Raw genomic sequence first — 19,957 nt, 5'->3', positions numbered from 1 at the left:
ATTGCCCTCCTTATTTATTCTAGTTCTTCTAATTGTTCAATATAGTCTTTTACTTTATCTGGTTGATGTATGACTTGCTTCATTTGATAGTATAGTTGACGTCGTTGTTCAAATTTTTCATATAGTTTAAGCTTCTGCTCATAATCTTCTACTAGATCACCAGTTCTTCTTATATTATCATAAACTGCTTGCCTGCTCACTTCAAATGTATCCGCAATTTCGCTTAATGAAAAATCTTGTAAATAGAAGAGTTCCAAGTAATTGCGTTGTTTTTTGGTTAATAATGCTTGATAGAAATCAAATAAATAATTCATGCGTAACGTTTTGACTAAATCATAATCACTCATGGTTATTTCCCTCATTAGCTGCTGTTTCTTGTTGTTGCTCAGGTATTTCTTCATTTTGTTCAATCATATCGGCAAATAAACCATATACATAGCTTTCAGGATTGAAAGGTTGTAAATCGTCAAGTTGTTCACCTAGACCCACGTATTTTACTGGAATATGCAATTCATTTCTAATGGCTAAGACGATACCACCTTTAGCAGTACCATCAAGTTTCGTAAGCACAATACCTGATACATTTGTAACTTCTTTGAATGAACGGGCTTGTGATAACGCATTTTGTCCTGTCGTAGCATCCAGACATAGTAATGCTTCATGCGGTGCACCTGGCACAGCTCTACCAATAACACGTTTCATTTTATCTAATTCTTGCATCAAGTTCGCTTTGTTTTGTAAACGTCCAGCCGTATCACAAATTAAAATATCCACGCCTTTATTTTTCGCTGCATTAATAGCATCATACATGACAGCTGCAGGGTCTGAACCTTCACTTTGGCTTACAACATCAACGCCAACACGCTCTCCCCATACTTTAAGTTGTTGAATAGCGCCGGCTCTAAATGTATCTCCAGCAGCGAGCATTACTTTTTTGCCTTCCATTTTATAACGATATGCTAATTTACCAATAGTTGTTGTTTTACCAACACCATTAACACCAACCATTAAAATAACATTCAAGCGACCATCTTCGAGATTCATCACTTCTGATTGGTCATCCTCTTGATGATAAATTTCGACAATTTTTTCAACAATTACTTCTCTTAAATCAGCTGTGTCTTGAATATTACGTCGTTGTGCTTCCGTACGCAATTCATCAGTTAACTGCATTACCGTATTGAAACCAACGTCAGCAGTGATTAGCATTTCTTCTAAAGCTTCAAAGAAATCTTCATCTACTTTACGATAGCGTGCTATAAGATTATTTAATTGTTCTTGGAAATTTTGTCGTGACTTTTCAAGACCAGCTTTAAATTTAGCACCAATTTTTTGTGCCTCAATTTCTTCAAAGTCTTCAATTGATATTAAGCCATCTTCATCAAAATCAGCTTCGCTCAATTTTCTCGGTTTCTTTTTAGCTGGTTCTGAATCAGCTGGACTATCGGCCGATGTATCTGATGAGAGTTGTTGTTCCTCATCACTTATATCTGTTAAATCTCTTTCTTTATCATCATTAGGCTTACTAGAAAACTTATCTTTTAATTTTTTAAAAAAACTCATTCTAGTTCCTCCTTCATTACTTCATCTATAGTGTTTAAATTTACGCTAACTAAATTCGATACCCCAGATTCTTGCATCGTAACACCGTATAGTCTATCAGCATATTCCATCGTACCTTTACGATGTGTAATAACGATAAACTGCGTTTCATTAGATAATTCATTTAAATACCGGGCATAGCGAATAACATTAGCTTCATCAAGCGCTGCTTCAACCTCATCTAAAATAACAAAAGGTGCAGAACGAACTTTCAATATTGCAAAGAGTAAAGCAATCGCACTTAATGCGCGTTCACCACCACTAAGTAAAGATAGATGTTGTAAATTCTTACCTGGCGGTTGCACAATAATATCTACACCTGCTGCTAAATAATCATCTTCGGTCAATTCTAACTTAGCATGCCCACCACCAAATAGCGATTTAAAGACGTTTGTAAAATGTGTTTGCACTTGATGGAATGTTGCCTTAAAGCGTCCTGCAACCTCTTGATCCATTTCTGAAATAATTTGTTCCAGTGTTTCTTTAGCTTCTCTTAAATCGGTACGCTGCTCATTTAAAAAGGTATAGCGTTCATTGAGTTCCTCAAATTGTTCAATTGCATTGATATTGACATGTCCTAGTTCATCGATAGACATTTTTGTAAGTTTAACCTTTTTACGCAATGACTCAATCGGCGCTTCAGCTTTATATAAATCACGTGCACGCTCAACAGTCAATTGATACTGTTCATTAAGGTGTTCAATTGCGTGATTAATCAGCACATCAAGTTTAGATTGCTTTGCTTTAATATCTTGGTAATAACTCTCTATTGATAAAATATCTTGATGATAGCTTTGTAATTGCTGTTCGCTGTCTTCAATATTATTATTTAATAATTGTCGCTGTTCTTTAAGTTCCGTTAATTTATCGTTTAATATGGTTCTTTCTTGTTGCTTATCGTTGATTTGAGCTTGTAATTTATCAAATACTTCTTGCCCCATCATCTCATCTGAATTAAATAATTTAATTTTGTCAGCAACATTGGTCATTTCTTTTGTTGTTTGTGCTTGTTGCTGTGTGAGACGTTCTAAAGCATCACGTTGCGTTTGAATTCGCTCTTTGATAACTGCAAGATCTGAACGTTTTTGGTTCAATGTTTGCTGTGTTTGAGTCGTTGATGCCTTATCTTCTTTTGTTAATTGCGTATAATGCTCAATGTCATTTTCTAATTGAGTTAACTTTGTTTGTATTGTCTGTAAACGCTGTTGTTTCTCTACTAAGGTTTGACGACTATTTTCACTTCGGTAGCCATCATTTTTCTCAAACTCAAATTCTTCATGTTCGTCTTTTAAATGTTGTTCTTGTGTTGTTAAGCGGTCTAATGATAATTCGTAATTGTGTACTTGCGCTTTGAATTGATTAAACTGTTGACTTACTTCTAAATATTGATTACCTAACTGTTCAGTTTGCGATTTCTGTTGTTGTAACGCTTGTTCAAATTGTTGAGTTTGTCTTTCATATTCTTGTAGTTGTGCACGCATTTGACTTAATTCATCTTTTTGGGTCAATATGCTTTTCGTTTTACGAGCGCCTCCACCAGTCATAGAGCCGCCTGGGTTAACAATATCTCCCTCTAACGTCACAATACGCGTCCGATAATGAATTTGACGAGCCAAATCATTCGCGTGTTTTAAATTATCAATAATAATCGTGTTTCCTAATAAATTCTCAACAATATTGCGATATGATGCATGAACATTAACCGCATCTGCAGCAATATTCACAAACCCTTCTGCTTGTTGTGCAGTTTGTTTAATTTCTTGCGCAACTCGGCGAGGTTGTATCACATTCAGCGGTAAAAACGTTGCACGTCCTAAGTTACGTTGCTTCAAATATTGAATTGCATGACGCCCATCTTGTTCAGATGTCACAATAATATGTTGAAGTGAAGCACCTAGAGCCGTTTCTATCGCTTGAGTTAATTGCGAAGGTACTTGGATAACTTCGGCTACAGCACCATGGATTCCATCTAATGCTTTATCTTTCGCTTTTAGCACATGTTTGACCCCATTAAAGAAATAAGTATAATCCTCTTCTTGAATAGCTAAACTATCAATTCTTGACTTTAACTTATCTGTATAACGATAGGCTTGATATAATTGATTTTCTTGTTCTGTTTGACGTTTTTTAGCTTGGGTCATTTGTTGCTCAAGGCGTTTAATTTCATTTTCAGCATGGGTTAACTTTGATTTAGCTTGCTTATATGCTTTTGTAGTTTCTGCCACATCATTTTGTATTTCTTTTAATTGGTTAAACGCTTCTAGTAATCGTGAATCAAGACGTGATTTTTTAGCTTCATTTTCACTAATTGTATGTTCTAAAAAGCGAATATCATTGTTGACATCTGATTGTTCAGACATCAAAGCGTAGTAGTCGTTTTTGATGTTCTCTAATTTTTCATCATGTTGTTCATCCGAAGAATATAACTGACTCTCTAACGTTTGAATTATTGAATTTAACTCTTTTTGTTTCTTTTTTAGTGTTTCAAGTTGTTCCTTTGCTTGCTGTTCTTCTATCTTTAGCTTGTCTAATTGTTGTTGCAAATTGTCCTGTTCTTCTTCATAACGGGCATTGGTAGCCGACTGATTCTTTTTGCGCTCTTCAAGTACATTCAATTGACCAGAAAATTTTTCATAATCTTCAGTTGTCTGTACTAAATCTTTATTTAACTGTTCCAGTTGATTGTCTATATGTTGACGAGTACCTTTATATTTTTGTAATTGTTGTTTTACTTGTGCTTGACTGCTTTCCTTTTGAGCTTGTTGACTTTTTAGCTCGTTCAAGCGTCCATCCAACTGCTCATTGTCTTCAGTGTAAGTATCGATATCATAAACAGTAACGATGACATCGCTTTCTTTCATTTCTTTCGTCAATTGCAAATATTCTTTTGCGATGGCAGCTTCTTCTTTTAAAGGCTCAACGCGTCCCTCTAAATCATATAGAATATCTTCCACACGTGTGAGGTTATCTTCAGTTTGATCAAGTTTCTGAACTGACTCTGCCTTACGCTTTTTATACTTTAATACACCTGCAGATTCTTCAAGAATTTGACGACGATCTATTGGTTTCGCGTTTAAAATTTCATCAACTCGACCTTGTGAAATAATGCTAAAAGCATCTTTACCTAACCCAGAATCTAAAAATAAATCTACAATATCCTTTAATCTAGCACGCTCATTATTTAAAAAATATTCACTTTCACCACTGCGATATAAACGTCGAGTGACAACGACTTCATCTGCATCTATTTGCAAATCTTTTTTGGCATTATCCAAATGTAGTTTTACTTCAGCAAAATTTTGTGCCTTACGATGTTCTGCACCAGAAAAAATAATATCTTCCATTTTAGAACCACGTAAAGATTTGGCTGATTGTTCACCCAACACCCATTTAATCGCATCGGTAATATTACTCTTACCGCTTCCATTTGGCCCTACGATAGCAGTGACGCCTTTATCAAACTGTACATTTGTATGTTCTGCAAATGATTTAAAGCCAATGGCATCTATTGATTTTAAATAAACCATGTTAATCTCCTCAATCTTTACCTCGTTGTTAAGTTATAAACATAAAGCTTGTTAACAGCTTATTTTAAACATTGTCGAAATGCCATTATTTATGTTGTCGCATAATATGATATGCGCGTTCAGCTGCTTTTTGTTCTGATTCTTTTTTAGTCTTTCCTTGACCATGTGCTATCGCTTGTTGTTCTAATATCACTTCAGATGTAAACAAACGGTGATGTGCTGGCCCTTCTTCTTTAACAAGACGATACATCACATCCCCTTTATTTTGACTATGAACAAATTCCTGGAACTGCGTTTTAAAATCTACAACTCCAATAAGTTCATCATCTTCTACATAAGGGAAAATTACTTTTTCAGCAAAATGCCAAACAGCTCCTAATCCTTGATCCAAATAAAGTGCACCGACAAATGCTTCAAAGGCATCAGAAATAAGTGAAGGGCGTGTGCGACCACCCGTTTTTTCTTCTCCTTTACCTAATAATATTAATTGGTTTAATTGAATTTTATTAGCAAATATTACAAGTGAGGGCTCACATACAATTGTTGCACGCATTTTTGTCAAATTGCCTTCCGGTAAGTTCGGATGTTTATCAAATAAATAACGTGAAACCGTCACTTCTAATACCGCATCTCCTAAAAATTCTAATCGTTCATTATGCTCCAAACGATTCATATTAAAATCATTAATAAAGCTAGAGTGAGAAAACGCTTGTTGGTACAATTTTATATTATCAAAATGGATACCTAATTCATTCATCTTTTGTTCAAACCGTTGTCTGAAATCTTTAATCATCTCATCTTTTTTTACGTTAGCCACACAGATACCTCCTAATTCAGTGTATAATAAAACACTTCACTCCCTATTTTAAGTGAATTAAATTAAAAACTAAAGAAAAAATCTGAGCCATCTCCTCGACGACCCAGATGTCATTTTATTATTTTTCAAGACTGTTAATATATTTAACAGCATCACCAACAGTGTTGATTTTTTCTGCTTCTTCATCTGGAATTTCAGTACCAAATTCGTCTTCTAATTCCATTACTAATTCAGCGATATCAAGTGAGTCAGCGCCTAAATCATCTTTAAAAGATGCGTCTTCTGTTACTTTATCAGCATCTACACCTAAACGGTCAACGATGATATCCTTTACTTTGTCGAAGTTTTCCACGTCGATTCACCTCCTTTAAAAAGTCCATTCATAGACTATTACATTTTCCCATTTTAAAAGCCAAAATACAAGCTAAAGTTTTATGGTAATTTTAAAATGCTGCTTGAAATTTAGACATAGTTAAATCTGGTTATTCTACTTAGCATGACGTAAATATTTTAAATGAACATGCGATATATACTTTACATATACATGCCGCCGTTAACATGAATGGTTTGACCTGTAATATATTTAGCTTTATCTGATGCTAAAAAGGCGACAGTATTAGCGATATCAGTATCTTGACCAAATCTAGCTAATGGTATTTGTTGTAGCATTTGTTCTTTAAGATCATCGTTAAGTGCGTCGGTCATATCTGACACAATAAATCCTGGGGCTACTGCATTAACAGTAATGCCTCGTGAAGCAAGCTCACGTGCAGCAGATTTAGTCAAGCCGATCACACCTGCTTTAGTAGCAACATAATTCGCTTGTCCTGGATTTCCTACTGCTCCAACAACACTAGATAAATTGATAATTGCACCACTGCGTTGACGCAACATTTGTGGCGTCACTTTTTGAATACAATTGAATGTACCTTTTAAGTTGGTATCAATCACATCATCCCATTCTTGTTCTTTCATACGCATTAATAAATTATCTCTTGTAATACCAGCATTATTAACAAGCACATTAATCGCGCCAAATTGTGCTACAACTTCTTTTATCATCGCTTTTACTTCATCACCATTTGCTACATTTGCTTGTATCGCAAAAGCATCCACACCAAGTTCTTTTATTTCGGATACGACTTCCTCTGCTTTTTCTTTATTGCCAGCATAATTTACTGCAACATTGTAACCTTCACTTGCTAATTGTAATGCAATGCTTCGTCCAATTCCGCGAGAAGCACCTGTAACTAATGCACTTTTAGCCATTTTGATTCCATCCTTTCACATCTTCTATAGTTTGAATTGACGTTAGTTTAACATCTCGGTTAATTTTTTTGATTAACCCTGATAGTACTTTTCCTGGTCCTATTTCAATAAAATGATCGACACCTTGTGCAAGCAACCATTCAATAGATTGAATAAATTGTACTGGTGAATATAATTGCTTAACCATATTTTCTTTAATCACTTGTGCATCTGTCTCACCCAGTGCATTCACATTTTGTACTACTGGGAATTTGGCATTCTGCCATTCAAATCGATCAATATATGTAGAAAATGCATCTTCAATGACCTGCATCATTGAAGAATGAAATGGTCCAGAAACAGCTAAAGGCATTACGCGTTTTGCTCCTAAAGCTTTTCCTTCTTCTACAAGCTTATCTATTAAAGTTTTATGGCCAGATACTACAATTTGTCCTGGACAATTAATGTTTGCTGGTTCGATGATTTCATCTTGTGTAGATAAGGTTTGGCATATGTGGTTTACCTCTTCATAGCCTAACCCCAAGACAGCTGCCATGCTACCTACACCATTAGGAAAAGCTTGAGCCATTAATAGACCACGTTTGCGCACAATTTTTACAGCATCCTCAAAGTCAAGTACGCCGGCTGCCACTAAACTAGCATATTCGCCTAGGCTATGTCCTAACGTATAATCTGCATCAATATGTTCTAATGCATGCAGTAATGCAATACTATGCGCAACAAGCGCGGGTTGCGTATATTCTGTTTGACTTAATTTTTGTTCTTGGTCTGTAAACATGGTTTCGAATAAATCAAAATCCATCACTTCTTGGGATTGATTAAGTATCTTCGTTGCAGCTTCATTATGTTGATATAAATCTTCAGCCATACCAACTTTTTGCGCACCTTGACCTGGAAAAATTATTGCTGTTTTACTCATCGTTTGCACCTACCGTTTCTCGCATTGTTTGCACAATATGTTGTTCCCCTGCAATTTTTGCTTGTCTAATTGCAGAGTAAAATGCTCTAGCATTTGATCCTCCATGTGCTTTGACTACCGTACCATCAAGGCCTAATAGCACTGAACCACCGTATTCGGCATAATCCATTTTTTTAGCAAAATGAGCTAAATCTTTCTTTAACACTAAAGCAGCTAATTTATTTTTAAAGCTACTTAATAATGTTTCTTTTAACATCTTGCCAATTGACTTTGCTGTACCTTCAATATTTTTTAATACCATGTTTCCGGTATAACCATCGGTAACAACAACATCTGTCGTGCCATCCATCAACGTCTTAGCCTCAATATTACCAGTAAAATTAAAACTACCATCATCTTGTAATAATGTATAAGATTTTTTCGTTAGGGTATTGCCTTTAGCTGCTTCTGTACCAATATTCAATAATGATACTTTAGGTTCAGCAATACCGCGTATTTTTTGTGCATAAATATTACCTAATTGTGCATATTGCAATAAATGTTCTGGTTTAGCATCAGCATTCGCGCCTACATCCAAGAACACAAATCCTTTACCATTTATTGTTGGCAAAGTAACAACAAGTGCTGGTCTTGCAACACCTTTAATACGTCCAACAATAAATAATCCCGCTGACATTAAAGCACCTGTATTACCAGCAGAAACACAACCATCTGCTTCGCCATTTTTCACTGCTTCAGCCATGCGGACCATAGAGCTATCTTTTTTTCGTTTAATTGCTCTTACAGGCTCATCTTCCATTTCAATTTTTTCCGTACAATGCCTAAATTCTATACGTTCATGATTGAGTGTATATTGTTGCTTATCCCCAAATAGAATGATTTCTAAATCTTTGAAATCTTTAATTGCTTGATCAACTGCTTCTAAAACAATACCAGGTGCATCGTCGCCACCCATCATATCAATTGCAATTTTAACCATTATATTCATCCTCGCTTATATAGAACATTTTAAAATGACCTTTAAAAACTAATATTTCTTTAACATATGATGTAACATCAATATGATAATAGTTTTCACTATGCTTTACCACTTTAGCGCGTGCTCTTACCGTATCATTTAATTTCACTTTCTCGACAAACGTTACATTACTTTCAGATGTTAATACAGTCGGTTTATGAATTAAAGCAACACATAATGAATTCGCTTGCGCAAATAAAATATGTCCTCGTGCGATATTATTCTTTGAAAAGACAGAATCTGAGGCAATATGAATGATTGATTCTGCCTCGATATTGGGATTCATCTTAATGATATCACCAAATATTTCGTTTGCTTCTAGTGATTGTAAATGTTGATAATTTTGTTCTGCAACCAATTTAATTCGCTTGCGCAACTCTGGAATTTTGAGATGTGTACGATCTAGTCGTATCGTCTGTATACTGACGCTGAATTGCTCACAAAGTTCATGATCAGTGATAAAAGGGTTATGCTCAATCGCTTGTTGAATGGCGATGCGTCGTTCATTTTTTTTCAATTTCATGCCATCCCCCCTTTTATTTAGTACCAAGTCTTAAACATCTTCACATATCATAACATTTTATATTTAAAAAGCTCAACAAATAACCTAAGTTGAGCTTAAAATTTGCATATGTCATTAGTCAAAACTTGTATGCAACAAATGGTTTTCTATAAAGCTGCGTAAATGATGATATGTTGCTGTAAAAAATTCACCGGATTGTATTAATTCAGATGCCTCATCTCGGGCAACTTCTAGCATGCGATAGTCTTCAACTACATTGGCAACCATGAAGTCAGGTAAACCACTTTGTTTGACACCGAAAAAGTCACCTGGACCTCGCATTTCTAAATCACGTTCACTTAGCTCAAATCCATCATTCGTCTGTGTCATTATCGTCATGCGTTCAATACCAGTTTCAGTCTTTGGGGAAGCGATTAATACGCAATAACTTTGATGTTCACTACGACCCACACGACCACGCAATTGATGTAATGTCGACAATCCAAAACGATCGGCATCATAAATCATCATAAATGTCGCATTTGGGACATTCACGCCTACTTCAACGACGGTTGTTGATACTAGTATATCTATTTGATGACAACTAAATTGATTCATTACGTCGTCTTTATCTTCTGTTGATAATTTCCCGTGTAATAGTCCGACACGTTTAGCTCCATAATAGTGCTGCAGCGATTCATAAATAGCAACAACATTTTGCACATCTTCGAGATGTTCAGAACTCTCAATCAACGGACAAATCACATAAGCTTGGCGACCTTTTTGTAACTCTGAAGTCATTTGATGTAATACTTGTTCGTATTGCTCGTGTTTCGCCCAGCTTGTTTTAATAGGCTTTCGTCCTTTAGGCAACTGTTTAATAGAGGATACGTCCATCTCTCCAAAAACAGATATAGCTAGTGTTCTTGGAATAGGTGTTGCAGTCATAAATAAGACATTAGTCATTGCACCTTTTTCTCTCAGTAATTGTCGTTGATTAACACCAAAACGGTGTTGTTCATCAGTGATTACTAATCCTATGTTATTAAACTGAACATCTTCTTGAATCAGAGCGTGTGTACCAATTACACAGTCAATCGTACCTTGTGCTAATTGCTCTAATAACAGCTGACGTTTCTTACCTTTAACCGAACCAGTTAACAGTGCAACATTCATACGTTCACCAAAAAGTTTAACTAAGCTTTCTGCATGTTGCTCAGCTAAAATTTCCGTTGGCACCATAAGTGCAGACTGATATCCAGCTGTTTTTAATGCATACATACAAATCGCAGCAACTACTGTCTTTCCTGATCCTACATCACCTTGCAATAAACGATGCATTCGAATAGGTGCTTTTAAATCTCTAAATATTTCATTCACACTTTGTTTTTGTGCATCTGTTAAATCAAAAGGCAACACATCTATAAAGTCTTTAACTTGCCTTAAATCATAATTAATTTCTATTGCATTATCTGCGGCCTTTTCTAATCGGTTCAACCACTGCATGCGCAACTCAAACATGAACAATTCCGTAAAGGCATATGTACGTCTTGCACGCAATAACGCAGCCTTATCTTTTGGGTGGTGTAAAATTTTGATTGTTGATTCGAGAGATTCTAGCTTATATTTTGCTTTTAGATCCTCAGAAAGCCATTCATGAATTGTCACATCACGAAGCGCTTCGCGTATCATATCCCGCATATTTTTTTGTTTAATCCCATCTTTAATACGATAAATGGGTTCGAGTTCGTCCTGTTTACTGCTAGACTGATTAAAGAACATACGGTTACCATTTATTTCTTGCTTAGCACGATTCCATTTCCCTTTAACCGTAACTCGTTGATTTAAGGCGATTTTATTTTTTAAATAAGGTTGATTGAAAAACACACATTTAACAGCAATATTGTTAATCATTAAATGTATCGTTAATTTTGATTTATTACGTCCAAAAAATGCAACGGTTGGCATTGAATAAACTTCACCCTCAACTGTTACCATCGTTTGATCTTCAGCCGTCGATAAATCAACTACTGTATTGTCTTCATAGCGTGTAGGTAAATACAACACTAAGTCACCAACTGAATATATATTTAGTTCATTTAATATTGCTATACGTTTAGGGCCTAGTCCTTTTATATGCGACAATGGATACGGGCTCTCTATTAAATTTACCTTAGTCATATCAATCACCTTATTATATCTAAATTATGACAAGCTTTATTTATATTCGATTCGTTTATTTTTCATATTATTCACTACACTTATGTTACCATCTTATGTTTTAAAATAGAAAGAGAGCGCACAGATAAAAATTCTGTAACACTCTCATCATATGAGTTGACTTATGGATACACATCGTACAAATAATACAAATCTCACTATATATCATTTAAATTGTCAACCGTTCACTAATAAATTATCTTCACATATCTGCAATTGAGAACAGATGGTTACAGACTACTCAACTGATAATAAATAGTTGTATATTGGTTGACCACCATCATGGAGTTCAACCTCTAAGTCTGGATAACTTTCCTCAAGCCATTCCGAAAGTTCATCTGTTACGGCTTGTGTTGCATCTTTCCCAGTTATAACCGTTAAAATTTCGCTATCATCTGTTAGCAATTGCTTTAATAAGCCTTGTAATGCAGCAAATTCATCGGCATCACTAATCACAATCTTATCTTCTGCTAAGCCCATAAATTCATCTTTTTTAATTTCAACACCATCAATTTTAGTGTCTCGAACTGCAAACGTTAAAGAACCAGACTGAATAGTTTCAAGTGCCGTTTCCATGTGCGCCTTATTATCTTCTAATGACGAGCCTTCATCATATTGGAATAAAGCTGCGATGCCTTGAGGAATGGATTTGGTTGGAATTACGATTGCCTCAGCATCAACGATACTTGCTGCTTGTTCACTAGCCATTAGAATATTTTTATTATTTGGCAAAATAATAGCACGTTTACATTGTGACTGTTCGATTACTTTAACAATATCTTCTGTTGATGGATTCATCGTTTGTCCACCGCTAATAATGTGTGTTGCACCCATCGATTTAAATAATTCTGAAATGCCTTCACCCATAGAAATAGTAATAATTGCTGTTTCAACTGTTTCGTGCTTATCTTGTTTCTTTTGATTCCCACTAGCTTCTTTGCGAATTACTTCTCGATGTTGCTCACGCATGTTCTCTACTTTTAGCTTGATTAATTCACCATACTGTTGTCCATAGTTAAAAACGTCACCTGGCGTTTCGGTATGTACATGAACTTTTACAATTTCATCATCGTTAATGACAAGTAACGAATCGCCGAATTTACTCATATCACTTCTAAATTCTTGTTCATCGAACGGCTTTTTGTCTTTGCCAAAGCGCACCATCATTTCTGTGCAGTAACCATAAATAATATCTTCTGTATTAATTACACCATGGAAATCATGTTCCTCATTGACAAATGTTTCTGTATCTAATTTAGGTGCTTGAGCTTCAACTTGCTCACCTTTAAGTCCTTTTAAAAAGCCTTCATAAACACATAGTAAACCTTTGCCACCGCTGTCAACAACACCAACCTCTTTTAGTACTGCTAATAAATTAGGAGTGTTATCCAATGATTTTTTAGCTTCTTCAATTGTATGTGTCATAATTTCAATAATATCACTAGTCTCTTCCGCTTTTGCTACAGCACCCTTAGCAGCATCTTTAGCTACAGTTAAAATTGTCCCTTCAACCGGCTTCATCACTGCTTTATAAGCTGTATCTACCCCCGCTTGAAAACTAGCTGCAAATTGTTGTGCATCTATGACTTTAGCATCTTCGATATTTTTACAAAAACCTCTGAATAATTGAGACAAAATAACGCCTGAGTTTCCTCGTGCACCCATCAATAAACCTTTAGAAAACGTTTTGCCCAATTCTCCAATATTTTGAGAAAGATTATTTTCAACTTCTTCTCTTCCAGACGTTATCGTCAGATTCATATTTGTGCCTGTATCACCATCGGGTACAGGATAAACGTTTAATGAATCTACCAAATCTGCATTATTAGATAAATTTTGTGCCCCTTGTATAATCATATCGGCAAATAATTTACCATTTATTTCGCTAATCATTATGATTGTCCTCCTAAACCTTCTTGCCCTTAGTATTCACTCGTACACCTTGTACAAATATATTAATTGAATTTACCTTTACATTAAGTGCTTGCTCTAATGTATATTTCACTGTAGATTGAACATTATTAGCTACTTCAGAAATTTTCACACCATAGCTAACAATGATATACATATCAACATCTAAAATACCATTGTTTTCATGAACTACAATGCCTTTAGCGTAATTTTCATGACCTAATATTTCAGCAATTCCATCGCGCACTTGCTGTCTGGAAGCCATGCCTACAATTCCATAACTTTCTACGGCTTTACTACCGACCACAGATGCTATTACTTCATTTGAAATATCAATTTTGCCATATTCGTTTGAAATTTCTAATGTCATCTTAAAGTCCTCCTGATTATTGGTTAAATATAAAATGACGCATGCTGAGATGATGGCTAAACATTGTCTTATGACAAGCCATTACATCTCTTTCAACTTGAATTTAACTTGGTCGACAAACTCTGACCGATTCATCTTATTTACTTATTCATTTTGGAACTTTGCTATTTGCTTTAGCTATGTCCTCACATTCACTATACTTTAACTTATCTTTAAAAGTATCATACTATATAACTCCACAGCTAACAATTATATCACAAAAATTTGTAAACGATAGATAATAATGAAAATCAAACGAAATTTTCTTGCTTATATAGTGTGATTATGGTATCTTATTCAAGTATATAAGTATCTAAGTGTATTTATATTTATTAAAGGAGGTACTTTGATGGGTAAACAATGTTACGTAACTGGTCGTAAAGCATCAACAGGTAATCATCGTTCACACGCTTTAAATGCGAACAAACGCAGATGGAACGCTAACCTTCAAAAAGTTAGAATCCTTGTAGACGGAAAACCTAAAAAAGTTTGGGTTTCTGCACGTGCTTTAAAATCTGGTAAAGTTACTAGAGTTTAATAAATATAATGCACACATTAACATGATCATATGTGGTGACCATGTTAATTCACTAGTTTGATTATCTAGTCATAAAGGAGCACATCGTTTTAAGCCGATGTGCTCCTTTTATGTTTACTCTTATGTTAATCATTATCGCGACTTCTTATTTGCAATACTTGTCCTTGATGTATGTCGATCCATGCATATGGATGATTAATTTCATTTGAAATTGTTAAAGTCGAACCAATTTCTAATTGTCGTCGTTCTAAATTGTATTTAAAGCCTTCTAATGAAAGTACGACTTCACCGTTGACAGGTATAAATGAAATATAAGGGAAATGTTCATCTTTAGCTATTTTGTGTCGTCCCATTTCCAACAATTGAATGACATTTTGGGCATCAACCATTTTAATAGCAATTCCGTGGCGACGATAATGTTTTTTAAGTAATATCTGAAGTGCTCCCATAAAATGATCTAAACGTCCACCCGTAGCGCCATAGATAAAAATATCCGTATAACCATGTGCTACAGCTTGCTCCACTCCCAAAGCTAAATCCGTATCATCTTTCTCTGCTTTAACAGGATGAATATCTAATTTTTCAATTAATTGTTGTCGCTCATGCTCGCTAACTGAATCAAAATCTCCAACCGAATAAACTGGGTTTATTCCATGTTCGACCAATATAAGTGCACCACGGTCAATACCTGCCCACGCTTCATTACGATACTGTTCTAATACACCTATAGGTAAATGTCTATCCGCACAAAGCAAATTGATTTTCATGACGTCTCAACCTTTCAAATCTTGAGTTACAACTGCATAGTCATGATGTTTAAAGAAGTAAGAACCAGCGACAAACATTGATGCACCAGCTTCAGCACACAGTTTAATTGTTTGATCATTAATGCCACCATCGACTTCAATATCAAAATCATAGGAATTGATTGCTTTAAGTTCTGCCAATTGTTGAACTTTTGCAACACAACTTTGAATGAATTGTTGTCCACCAAATCCCGGGTTTACTGTCATCACTAAGACATAGTCAACAATACTTAACACCGGTTTTATCAGTTCTACTGGTGTACCTGGGTTAATTACAACGCCAGCTTTAATATTTTGTAACTTGATGAGTTCAAGTGCACGATGAATATGTGGCGTTGCTTCAACATGAACAGAAATAAAATCGGCCCCAGCTTGAGCAAATTGTTCTATATAACGTTCAGGTTGCGCAATCATCAGATGTACGTCAATTGGTAAAGTAGTCTCACGTCTCACAGCCTCTAATACTGGAAATCCAACCGATATGTTAGGCACAAATTGACCATCCATCACGTCAAAGTGAAGACCATCAACGCCTGCTTGTTCTAGTTTGTGAAGTTCTTGATTTAATTGGCTGAAATCAGCTGATAATAACGATGGATATAATTTTTTCACTAGTATCTTACCTTTCTGTCTGCAATTTCATTATAAAGTTGTAAATAATGATCATATCTAAATTGTGCAATCTTGCCTTCTGATAGTGCAGCTTTTACTTGGCATTGGGGTTCATTAATGTGATTACAATTTCTAAACTTACAATGTTCACCATACTGATTAAATTCTACAAAATAATGTTTGATTTCATCTTTCTCAATATGATTAAAATCTAAAGCACTAAATCCTGGTGTATCGGCAATATATCCTTGATTACGATCAAATAATTCAACATGTCGTGTTGTATGTTTACCGCGATTTAAAGATTTTGAGATATGATTTGTGGTTAATTGTAAATCGGGGCGATAGTGATTGATAAACGTTGTTTTTCCAACGCCAGACTGACCACTCAATACGATTAATCCTGATGGCCATTGTTGCATCATTGTTGCTTTATCATCATCTATACCAACAAATTGAGTCATATAACCTATTTGTTTATATATGTTTAATACTTCTTCAATATCTTTAATTTGTTGAGAATTTGCTAAATCTCTTTTTGTTACTAAAATAGATGGATGAAGTTGATAAGAATGTGCAATAACGATAAAACGGTCTAACAATTGTGTTGAAAATTGCGGTTCTACGGCACTCATCACGATAACTAAACCATCAATATTGCTAACTGGCGGACGTTTTAAAGCATTTTTACGCTCTCGAACATGCTGAATATAACCTGCCGTGTTATTTTGTACTTCAAAATCTACAATATCTCCAACTACTGGTGAAAATTTATTTTTTCTAAATAATCCGCGTGGCTTAGTATTAAACCGATCACCATTGACATCTACTTGATACACGCCACTTATTAATTTAACGATGCGTCCTGTTTTCAAACTGACACCTCTCAATTTTTATGATACGAGGTTATTATATCAAAATGCATCATATTAATATATCTGTAATTCACTTATTATATAATATTTTGTTGTCTAGACATTAAAAAAACGGATAAACAAAGTTAACATTATCTTTGTTTATCCGGTAATCATATAATGGTGACTCAACACTTAATGATATTAATAATCCACATCTTTATCCAATACAATTTTATTATCAACACGCACTGTATAGCCTGCCGTTGTTCCTTTTTTTATTTTCAAAGAAATCGTAGTGCTTTTATCATCTTTAATTTTAAAACTTCGTGCAACTTCTGACGCTTTATGGTCCTCATCACGAATGTAAATATCTACTGTTTGGCTTTCATCATCTTTTCCAGAGTATGGAATATCTACTGTTTCAGAATGGGTTTTAACATCATCTGAATCACCATCTTCATCATTTTTATCCTCGTCTGAATCTGTATCTTCGCCTTTTGAAACTTTCAATTGAATCGTCGAACCTTCATCTACTTCTTTATCTTTTGGTGATTGTGAAATGACGTTTCCTTTTTTGACACTATCACTTGCTTCTGTAGTTACTTTAACTTTTAAACCATCTTCTTCTAATTCTTTTTTCGCAGTTGAATAGGCTTTGCCCTCATAATCTTTAACAAATACTTGTCTAACACCTAGGGATTCAATTAGTTCAATATGATGGTCATTAAGCCTAACCTTGCTGTCAGCTGGTAGATTTTGTTTTGCTATCAATCCTTTAGCCACTGTGCGACTGTAATCTTTTTTGATAGAGATATGATTCAAACCTAATGACTTTAATTTTTCTTGGGCTTTTGCCTTTGTCATTCCAACAACATAAGGCATTGTGACCTTTTCAGGACCTTTTGATAACACAATATCTACTGCATCACCTTGATTGATACGTGAACCTGCTTCTGGCTTAGAGTTAATGATTTGATTTTCCGCATACTTATCACTATAACTTCTAGATATATTGCCTAACTTCAAATGTTTCTCTTTGAGTAATTGTTCTGCTTCTTTTTCCGTTTTACCACTTAAATCTGGTGTTTCTTCATATTTATCTCCAAAGACACCCCATGCGATAAAACCAGCTAAACTAGCAATTAATAATATTATGATTAAAGCAATTAAAAACTTTTTCCCTTTTGACGATTTTTTCTTTTGAGGAACAAAAACATGCTCCTCTGCTGATTGAAATTGTCGTTGATTTACAATAGGTATTTGCATTGTTTGCGCAATTTTACCTTTATTGTCAGATTCTTTCATTTTACTTTTAATATCATTTTTATCGATAGCCAATGTTTTTACAGTTTCTTCTTCGTGTTGATATTTATCCTCATTTGCACGGCTATCGATAAGTGCACTACTCAAATCATCCATCATAGCTTGTATATTAATATAACGATCGCTTACATCTTTTTCCGTCGCTTTTAAGATAACATTGCTAAGTGCTTGAGGTACATCTTGTCTAATATCTGTAACGTTCGGAATTGCATCTTGGATATGTTTAATTGCAATACTAACTGCCGTTTCTCCATTAAAAGGTGGCTCACCAACTAACATTTCATACAATACGATGCCAATCGAATATATATCGGTTGATTCATCTGTTGGCTCACCTTTTGCTTGTTCTGGTGATAAATATTGCACGGTACCTAATACGTGATTTGTTTGAGTTAATGATGTCTCACTTAGCGCTTTTGCAATCCCAAAATCAAATATTTTTAGTGTTTTATTTTTATCGATTAAAATATTTTGGGGTTTAATATCACGATGAACAATTCTTTTATGATGCGCTTCCTGAATTCCATTCAATATTTGTTGCGTGAACTGAATTGCAGTATCAATGTTAAGTGGCCCGTGTGTATGTATATATTCAGATAACGTTGGTCCATCAATATATTCCATAATTAAATAGAAACAATCGTCTTCTTCATCAACATCATAAACATTGACGATATTTTCACTGAAAAGTTGCGTCGAGTTATTCACTTCACGCTCGAAACGGCGAAGAGTTTCTTCCTTTTCGTTTGGTGGAATAGAAATTGCCTTAATCGCTACTTGACGTTCAAGAATCATATCTTCAGCCAAGTAAACCATACTCATTCCGCCGCCACCAAGCTTATCAATCACTTTATAACGATCACTAATTATTTTTCCGATCATACTTTGTCACCTTCTATAGCTGCAAGAATTACACTTATGTTGTCTCTAGATTGATAATCAAGTGCTAATTGTATGAGCTTATTTCCTAACTGTTCTATAGTTAACTCTTCTAAAAGCGCATCCTTGATTACGTCATTTCTTATATAATCTGTCAATCCATCAGAGCATAATAATAAATAATTATAGTAATTGATTCGCTTAAAATAAATATCAGGTGTCACATGTTTATCTGTTCCCATTACACGTGTAATAATATTTTTTTGCGGATGATGAAATGCTTCTTCTTCAGTAATTTGACCTGTCATCACTAGATGATTAACAAATGAATGATCCTGTGTAAGCTGTTCTATCTCTCTTGAATTGACGACATATGCTCTTGAATCTCCAATGTTAGCAATAACGACTTTTTTCTCAAAAATCAAGGCACAGACACATGTCGTCCCCATGCCTCTATATCCTGGGTCTTCTTGTGCATAATAATATAATTCGAGATTAATTTGTTTTAATGTTGTACGCAACCACGTTTCAGCTTGAGACTCTTCAATCAAATTTTCTTGTTCAAAACGCGCTTGAAGTTCATTTGTTACAAACTGACTCGCTATTTCACCCGCTTGGTGACCACCCATACCATCACATAATACTAACAATTGCTGATGCGTTTTATTTAAAAATATACCACCAGCATCTTCATTTTTATCTCTATGTTGACCTGTATCAGTGAAAAATTGTGCGTTTAGCATTGTCT

Annotated in this window: 18 protein-coding genes; 1 reads left to right on the top strand and 17 read right to left on the bottom strand. The window is 34.9% G+C overall.

Features of this window, described 5'->3' with window-relative positions; genetic code table 11:
• Positions 1–14: 14 nt before the first annotated feature.
• From HMPREF2864_RS08510 to HMPREF2864_RS08455, 12 genes are all read right to left on the bottom strand, one after another.
• The gene (locus HMPREF2864_RS08510) at positions 15–347 is read right to left on the bottom strand and encodes a putative DNA-binding protein (protein ID WP_002459313.1); all 333 of its coding nucleotides are present in this window, start codon (positions 345–347) and stop codon (positions 15–17) included.
• Positions 340–1,563, bottom strand: a complete 1,224-nt coding sequence (ftsY, locus tag HMPREF2864_RS08505) for a signal recognition particle-docking protein FtsY (protein ID WP_002459314.1) — start codon at positions 1,561–1,563, stop codon at positions 340–342. The genes HMPREF2864_RS08510 and ftsY overlap by 8 nt, the downstream gene beginning before the upstream one ends.
• Complete coding sequence (gene smc, locus HMPREF2864_RS08500; RefSeq protein WP_070545140.1) at positions 1,560–5,129, bottom strand: chromosome segregation protein SMC; 3,570 nt, start codon at positions 5,127–5,129, stop codon at positions 1,560–1,562. The genes ftsY and smc overlap by 4 nt, the downstream gene beginning before the upstream one ends.
• A gap of 85 nt (positions 5,130–5,214) precedes the next feature.
• Complete coding sequence (gene rnc / locus HMPREF2864_RS08495) at positions 5,215–5,922, bottom strand: ribonuclease III (protein ID WP_207754609.1); 708 nt, start codon at positions 5,920–5,922, stop codon at positions 5,215–5,217.
• Positions 5,923–6,064: 142 nt separating this feature from the next.
• Complete coding sequence (locus tag HMPREF2864_RS08490) at positions 6,065–6,298, bottom strand: acyl carrier protein (RefSeq protein ID WP_001830184.1); 234 nt, start codon at positions 6,296–6,298, stop codon at positions 6,065–6,067.
• Between the two features lie 182 nt (positions 6,299–6,480).
• A complete protein-coding gene (gene fabG, locus HMPREF2864_RS08485) occupies positions 6,481–7,215 on the bottom strand; it encodes a 3-oxoacyl-[acyl-carrier-protein] reductase (protein WP_070545142.1) in 735 nt (244 codons plus the stop codon).
• On the bottom strand, positions 7,208–8,134 hold the full coding sequence (fabD, locus tag HMPREF2864_RS08480) for an ACP S-malonyltransferase (protein WP_070545145.1): 927 nt from the start codon (positions 8,132–8,134) through the stop codon (positions 7,208–7,210). Before fabD ends, fabG begins: the two co-directional genes overlap by 8 nt.
• On the bottom strand, positions 8,127–9,113 hold the full coding sequence (plsX, locus tag HMPREF2864_RS08475) for a phosphate acyltransferase PlsX (RefSeq protein ID WP_002478302.1): 987 nt from the start codon (positions 9,111–9,113) through the stop codon (positions 8,127–8,129). The genes fabD and plsX overlap by 8 nt, the downstream gene beginning before the upstream one ends.
• On the bottom strand, positions 9,106–9,675 hold the full coding sequence (gene fapR / locus HMPREF2864_RS08470) for a transcription factor FapR (protein ID WP_002492927.1): 570 nt from the start codon (positions 9,673–9,675) through the stop codon (positions 9,106–9,108). Before fapR ends, plsX begins: the two co-directional genes overlap by 8 nt.
• Positions 9,676–9,789: 114 nt before the next feature.
• Positions 9,790–11,835, bottom strand: a complete 2,046-nt coding sequence (gene recG / locus HMPREF2864_RS08465) for an ATP-dependent DNA helicase RecG (RefSeq protein WP_070545147.1) — start codon at positions 11,833–11,835, stop codon at positions 9,790–9,792.
• 276 nt (positions 11,836–12,111) lie between these two features.
• Positions 12,112–13,767: a fatty acid kinase catalytic subunit FakA gene (fakA, locus tag HMPREF2864_RS08460; RefSeq protein WP_002478304.1), complete on the bottom strand. Its 1,656-nt coding sequence runs from the start codon at positions 13,765–13,767 to the stop codon at positions 12,112–12,114.
• Positions 13,768–13,780: 13 nt separating this feature from the next.
• Positions 13,781–14,155: an Asp23/Gls24 family envelope stress response protein gene (locus tag HMPREF2864_RS08455; RefSeq protein ID WP_002459323.1), complete on the bottom strand. Its 375-nt coding sequence runs from the start codon at positions 14,153–14,155 to the stop codon at positions 13,781–13,783.
• Positions 14,156–14,543: 388 nt separating this feature from the next.
• Between HMPREF2864_RS08455 and rpmB the strand changes: the two genes are divergently transcribed.
• On the top strand, positions 14,544–14,732 hold the full coding sequence (gene rpmB, locus HMPREF2864_RS08450) for a 50S ribosomal protein L28 (protein WP_002459324.1): 189 nt from the start codon (positions 14,544–14,546) through the stop codon (positions 14,730–14,732).
• Positions 14,733–14,857: 125 nt separating this feature from the next.
• Here rpmB and HMPREF2864_RS08445 read toward each other — a convergent pair whose 3' ends face one another.
• The 5 genes from HMPREF2864_RS08445 to HMPREF2864_RS08425 all read right to left on the bottom strand — a co-directional run bounded on the left by HMPREF2864_RS08445 (position 14,858) and on the right by HMPREF2864_RS08425 (position 19,952).
• Positions 14,858–15,499 (bottom strand): thiamine diphosphokinase, encoded by a 642-nt coding sequence (locus HMPREF2864_RS08445; RefSeq protein WP_002478305.1) that lies wholly within the window; start codon positions 15,497–15,499, stop codon positions 14,858–14,860.
• A 6-nt stretch (positions 15,500–15,505) separates the two neighbouring features.
• Positions 15,506–16,150: a ribulose-phosphate 3-epimerase gene (gene rpe, locus HMPREF2864_RS08440; protein WP_002459326.1), complete on the bottom strand. Its 645-nt coding sequence runs from the start codon at positions 16,148–16,150 to the stop codon at positions 15,506–15,508.
• Positions 16,150–17,025, bottom strand: coding sequence for a ribosome small subunit-dependent GTPase A (rsgA, locus tag HMPREF2864_RS08435; RefSeq protein WP_070545149.1), 876 nt, complete (start codon positions 17,023–17,025; stop codon positions 16,150–16,152). The genes rpe and rsgA overlap by 1 nt, the downstream gene beginning before the upstream one ends.
• 183 nt (positions 17,026–17,208) lie before the next feature.
• Positions 17,209–19,212, bottom strand: a complete 2,004-nt coding sequence (gene pknB / locus HMPREF2864_RS08430) for a Stk1 family PASTA domain-containing Ser/Thr kinase (protein ID WP_002478308.1) — start codon at positions 19,210–19,212, stop codon at positions 17,209–17,211.
• Positions 19,209–19,952, bottom strand: a complete 744-nt coding sequence (locus HMPREF2864_RS08425) for a Stp1/IreP family PP2C-type Ser/Thr phosphatase (protein ID WP_002459329.1) — start codon at positions 19,950–19,952, stop codon at positions 19,209–19,211. The genes pknB and HMPREF2864_RS08425 overlap by 4 nt, the downstream gene beginning before the upstream one ends.
• Positions 19,953–19,957 lie beyond the last annotated feature (5 nt).

The organism is Staphylococcus sp. HMSC059F04, assembly GCF_001812565.1.
Taxonomy (GTDB): Bacteria; Bacillota; Bacilli; order Staphylococcales; family Staphylococcaceae; genus Staphylococcus; species Staphylococcus lugdunensis.
The sequence above is the reverse complement of the archived record's forward strand: the minus strand, read 5'-3'. Positions and strand labels throughout refer to the sequence as shown.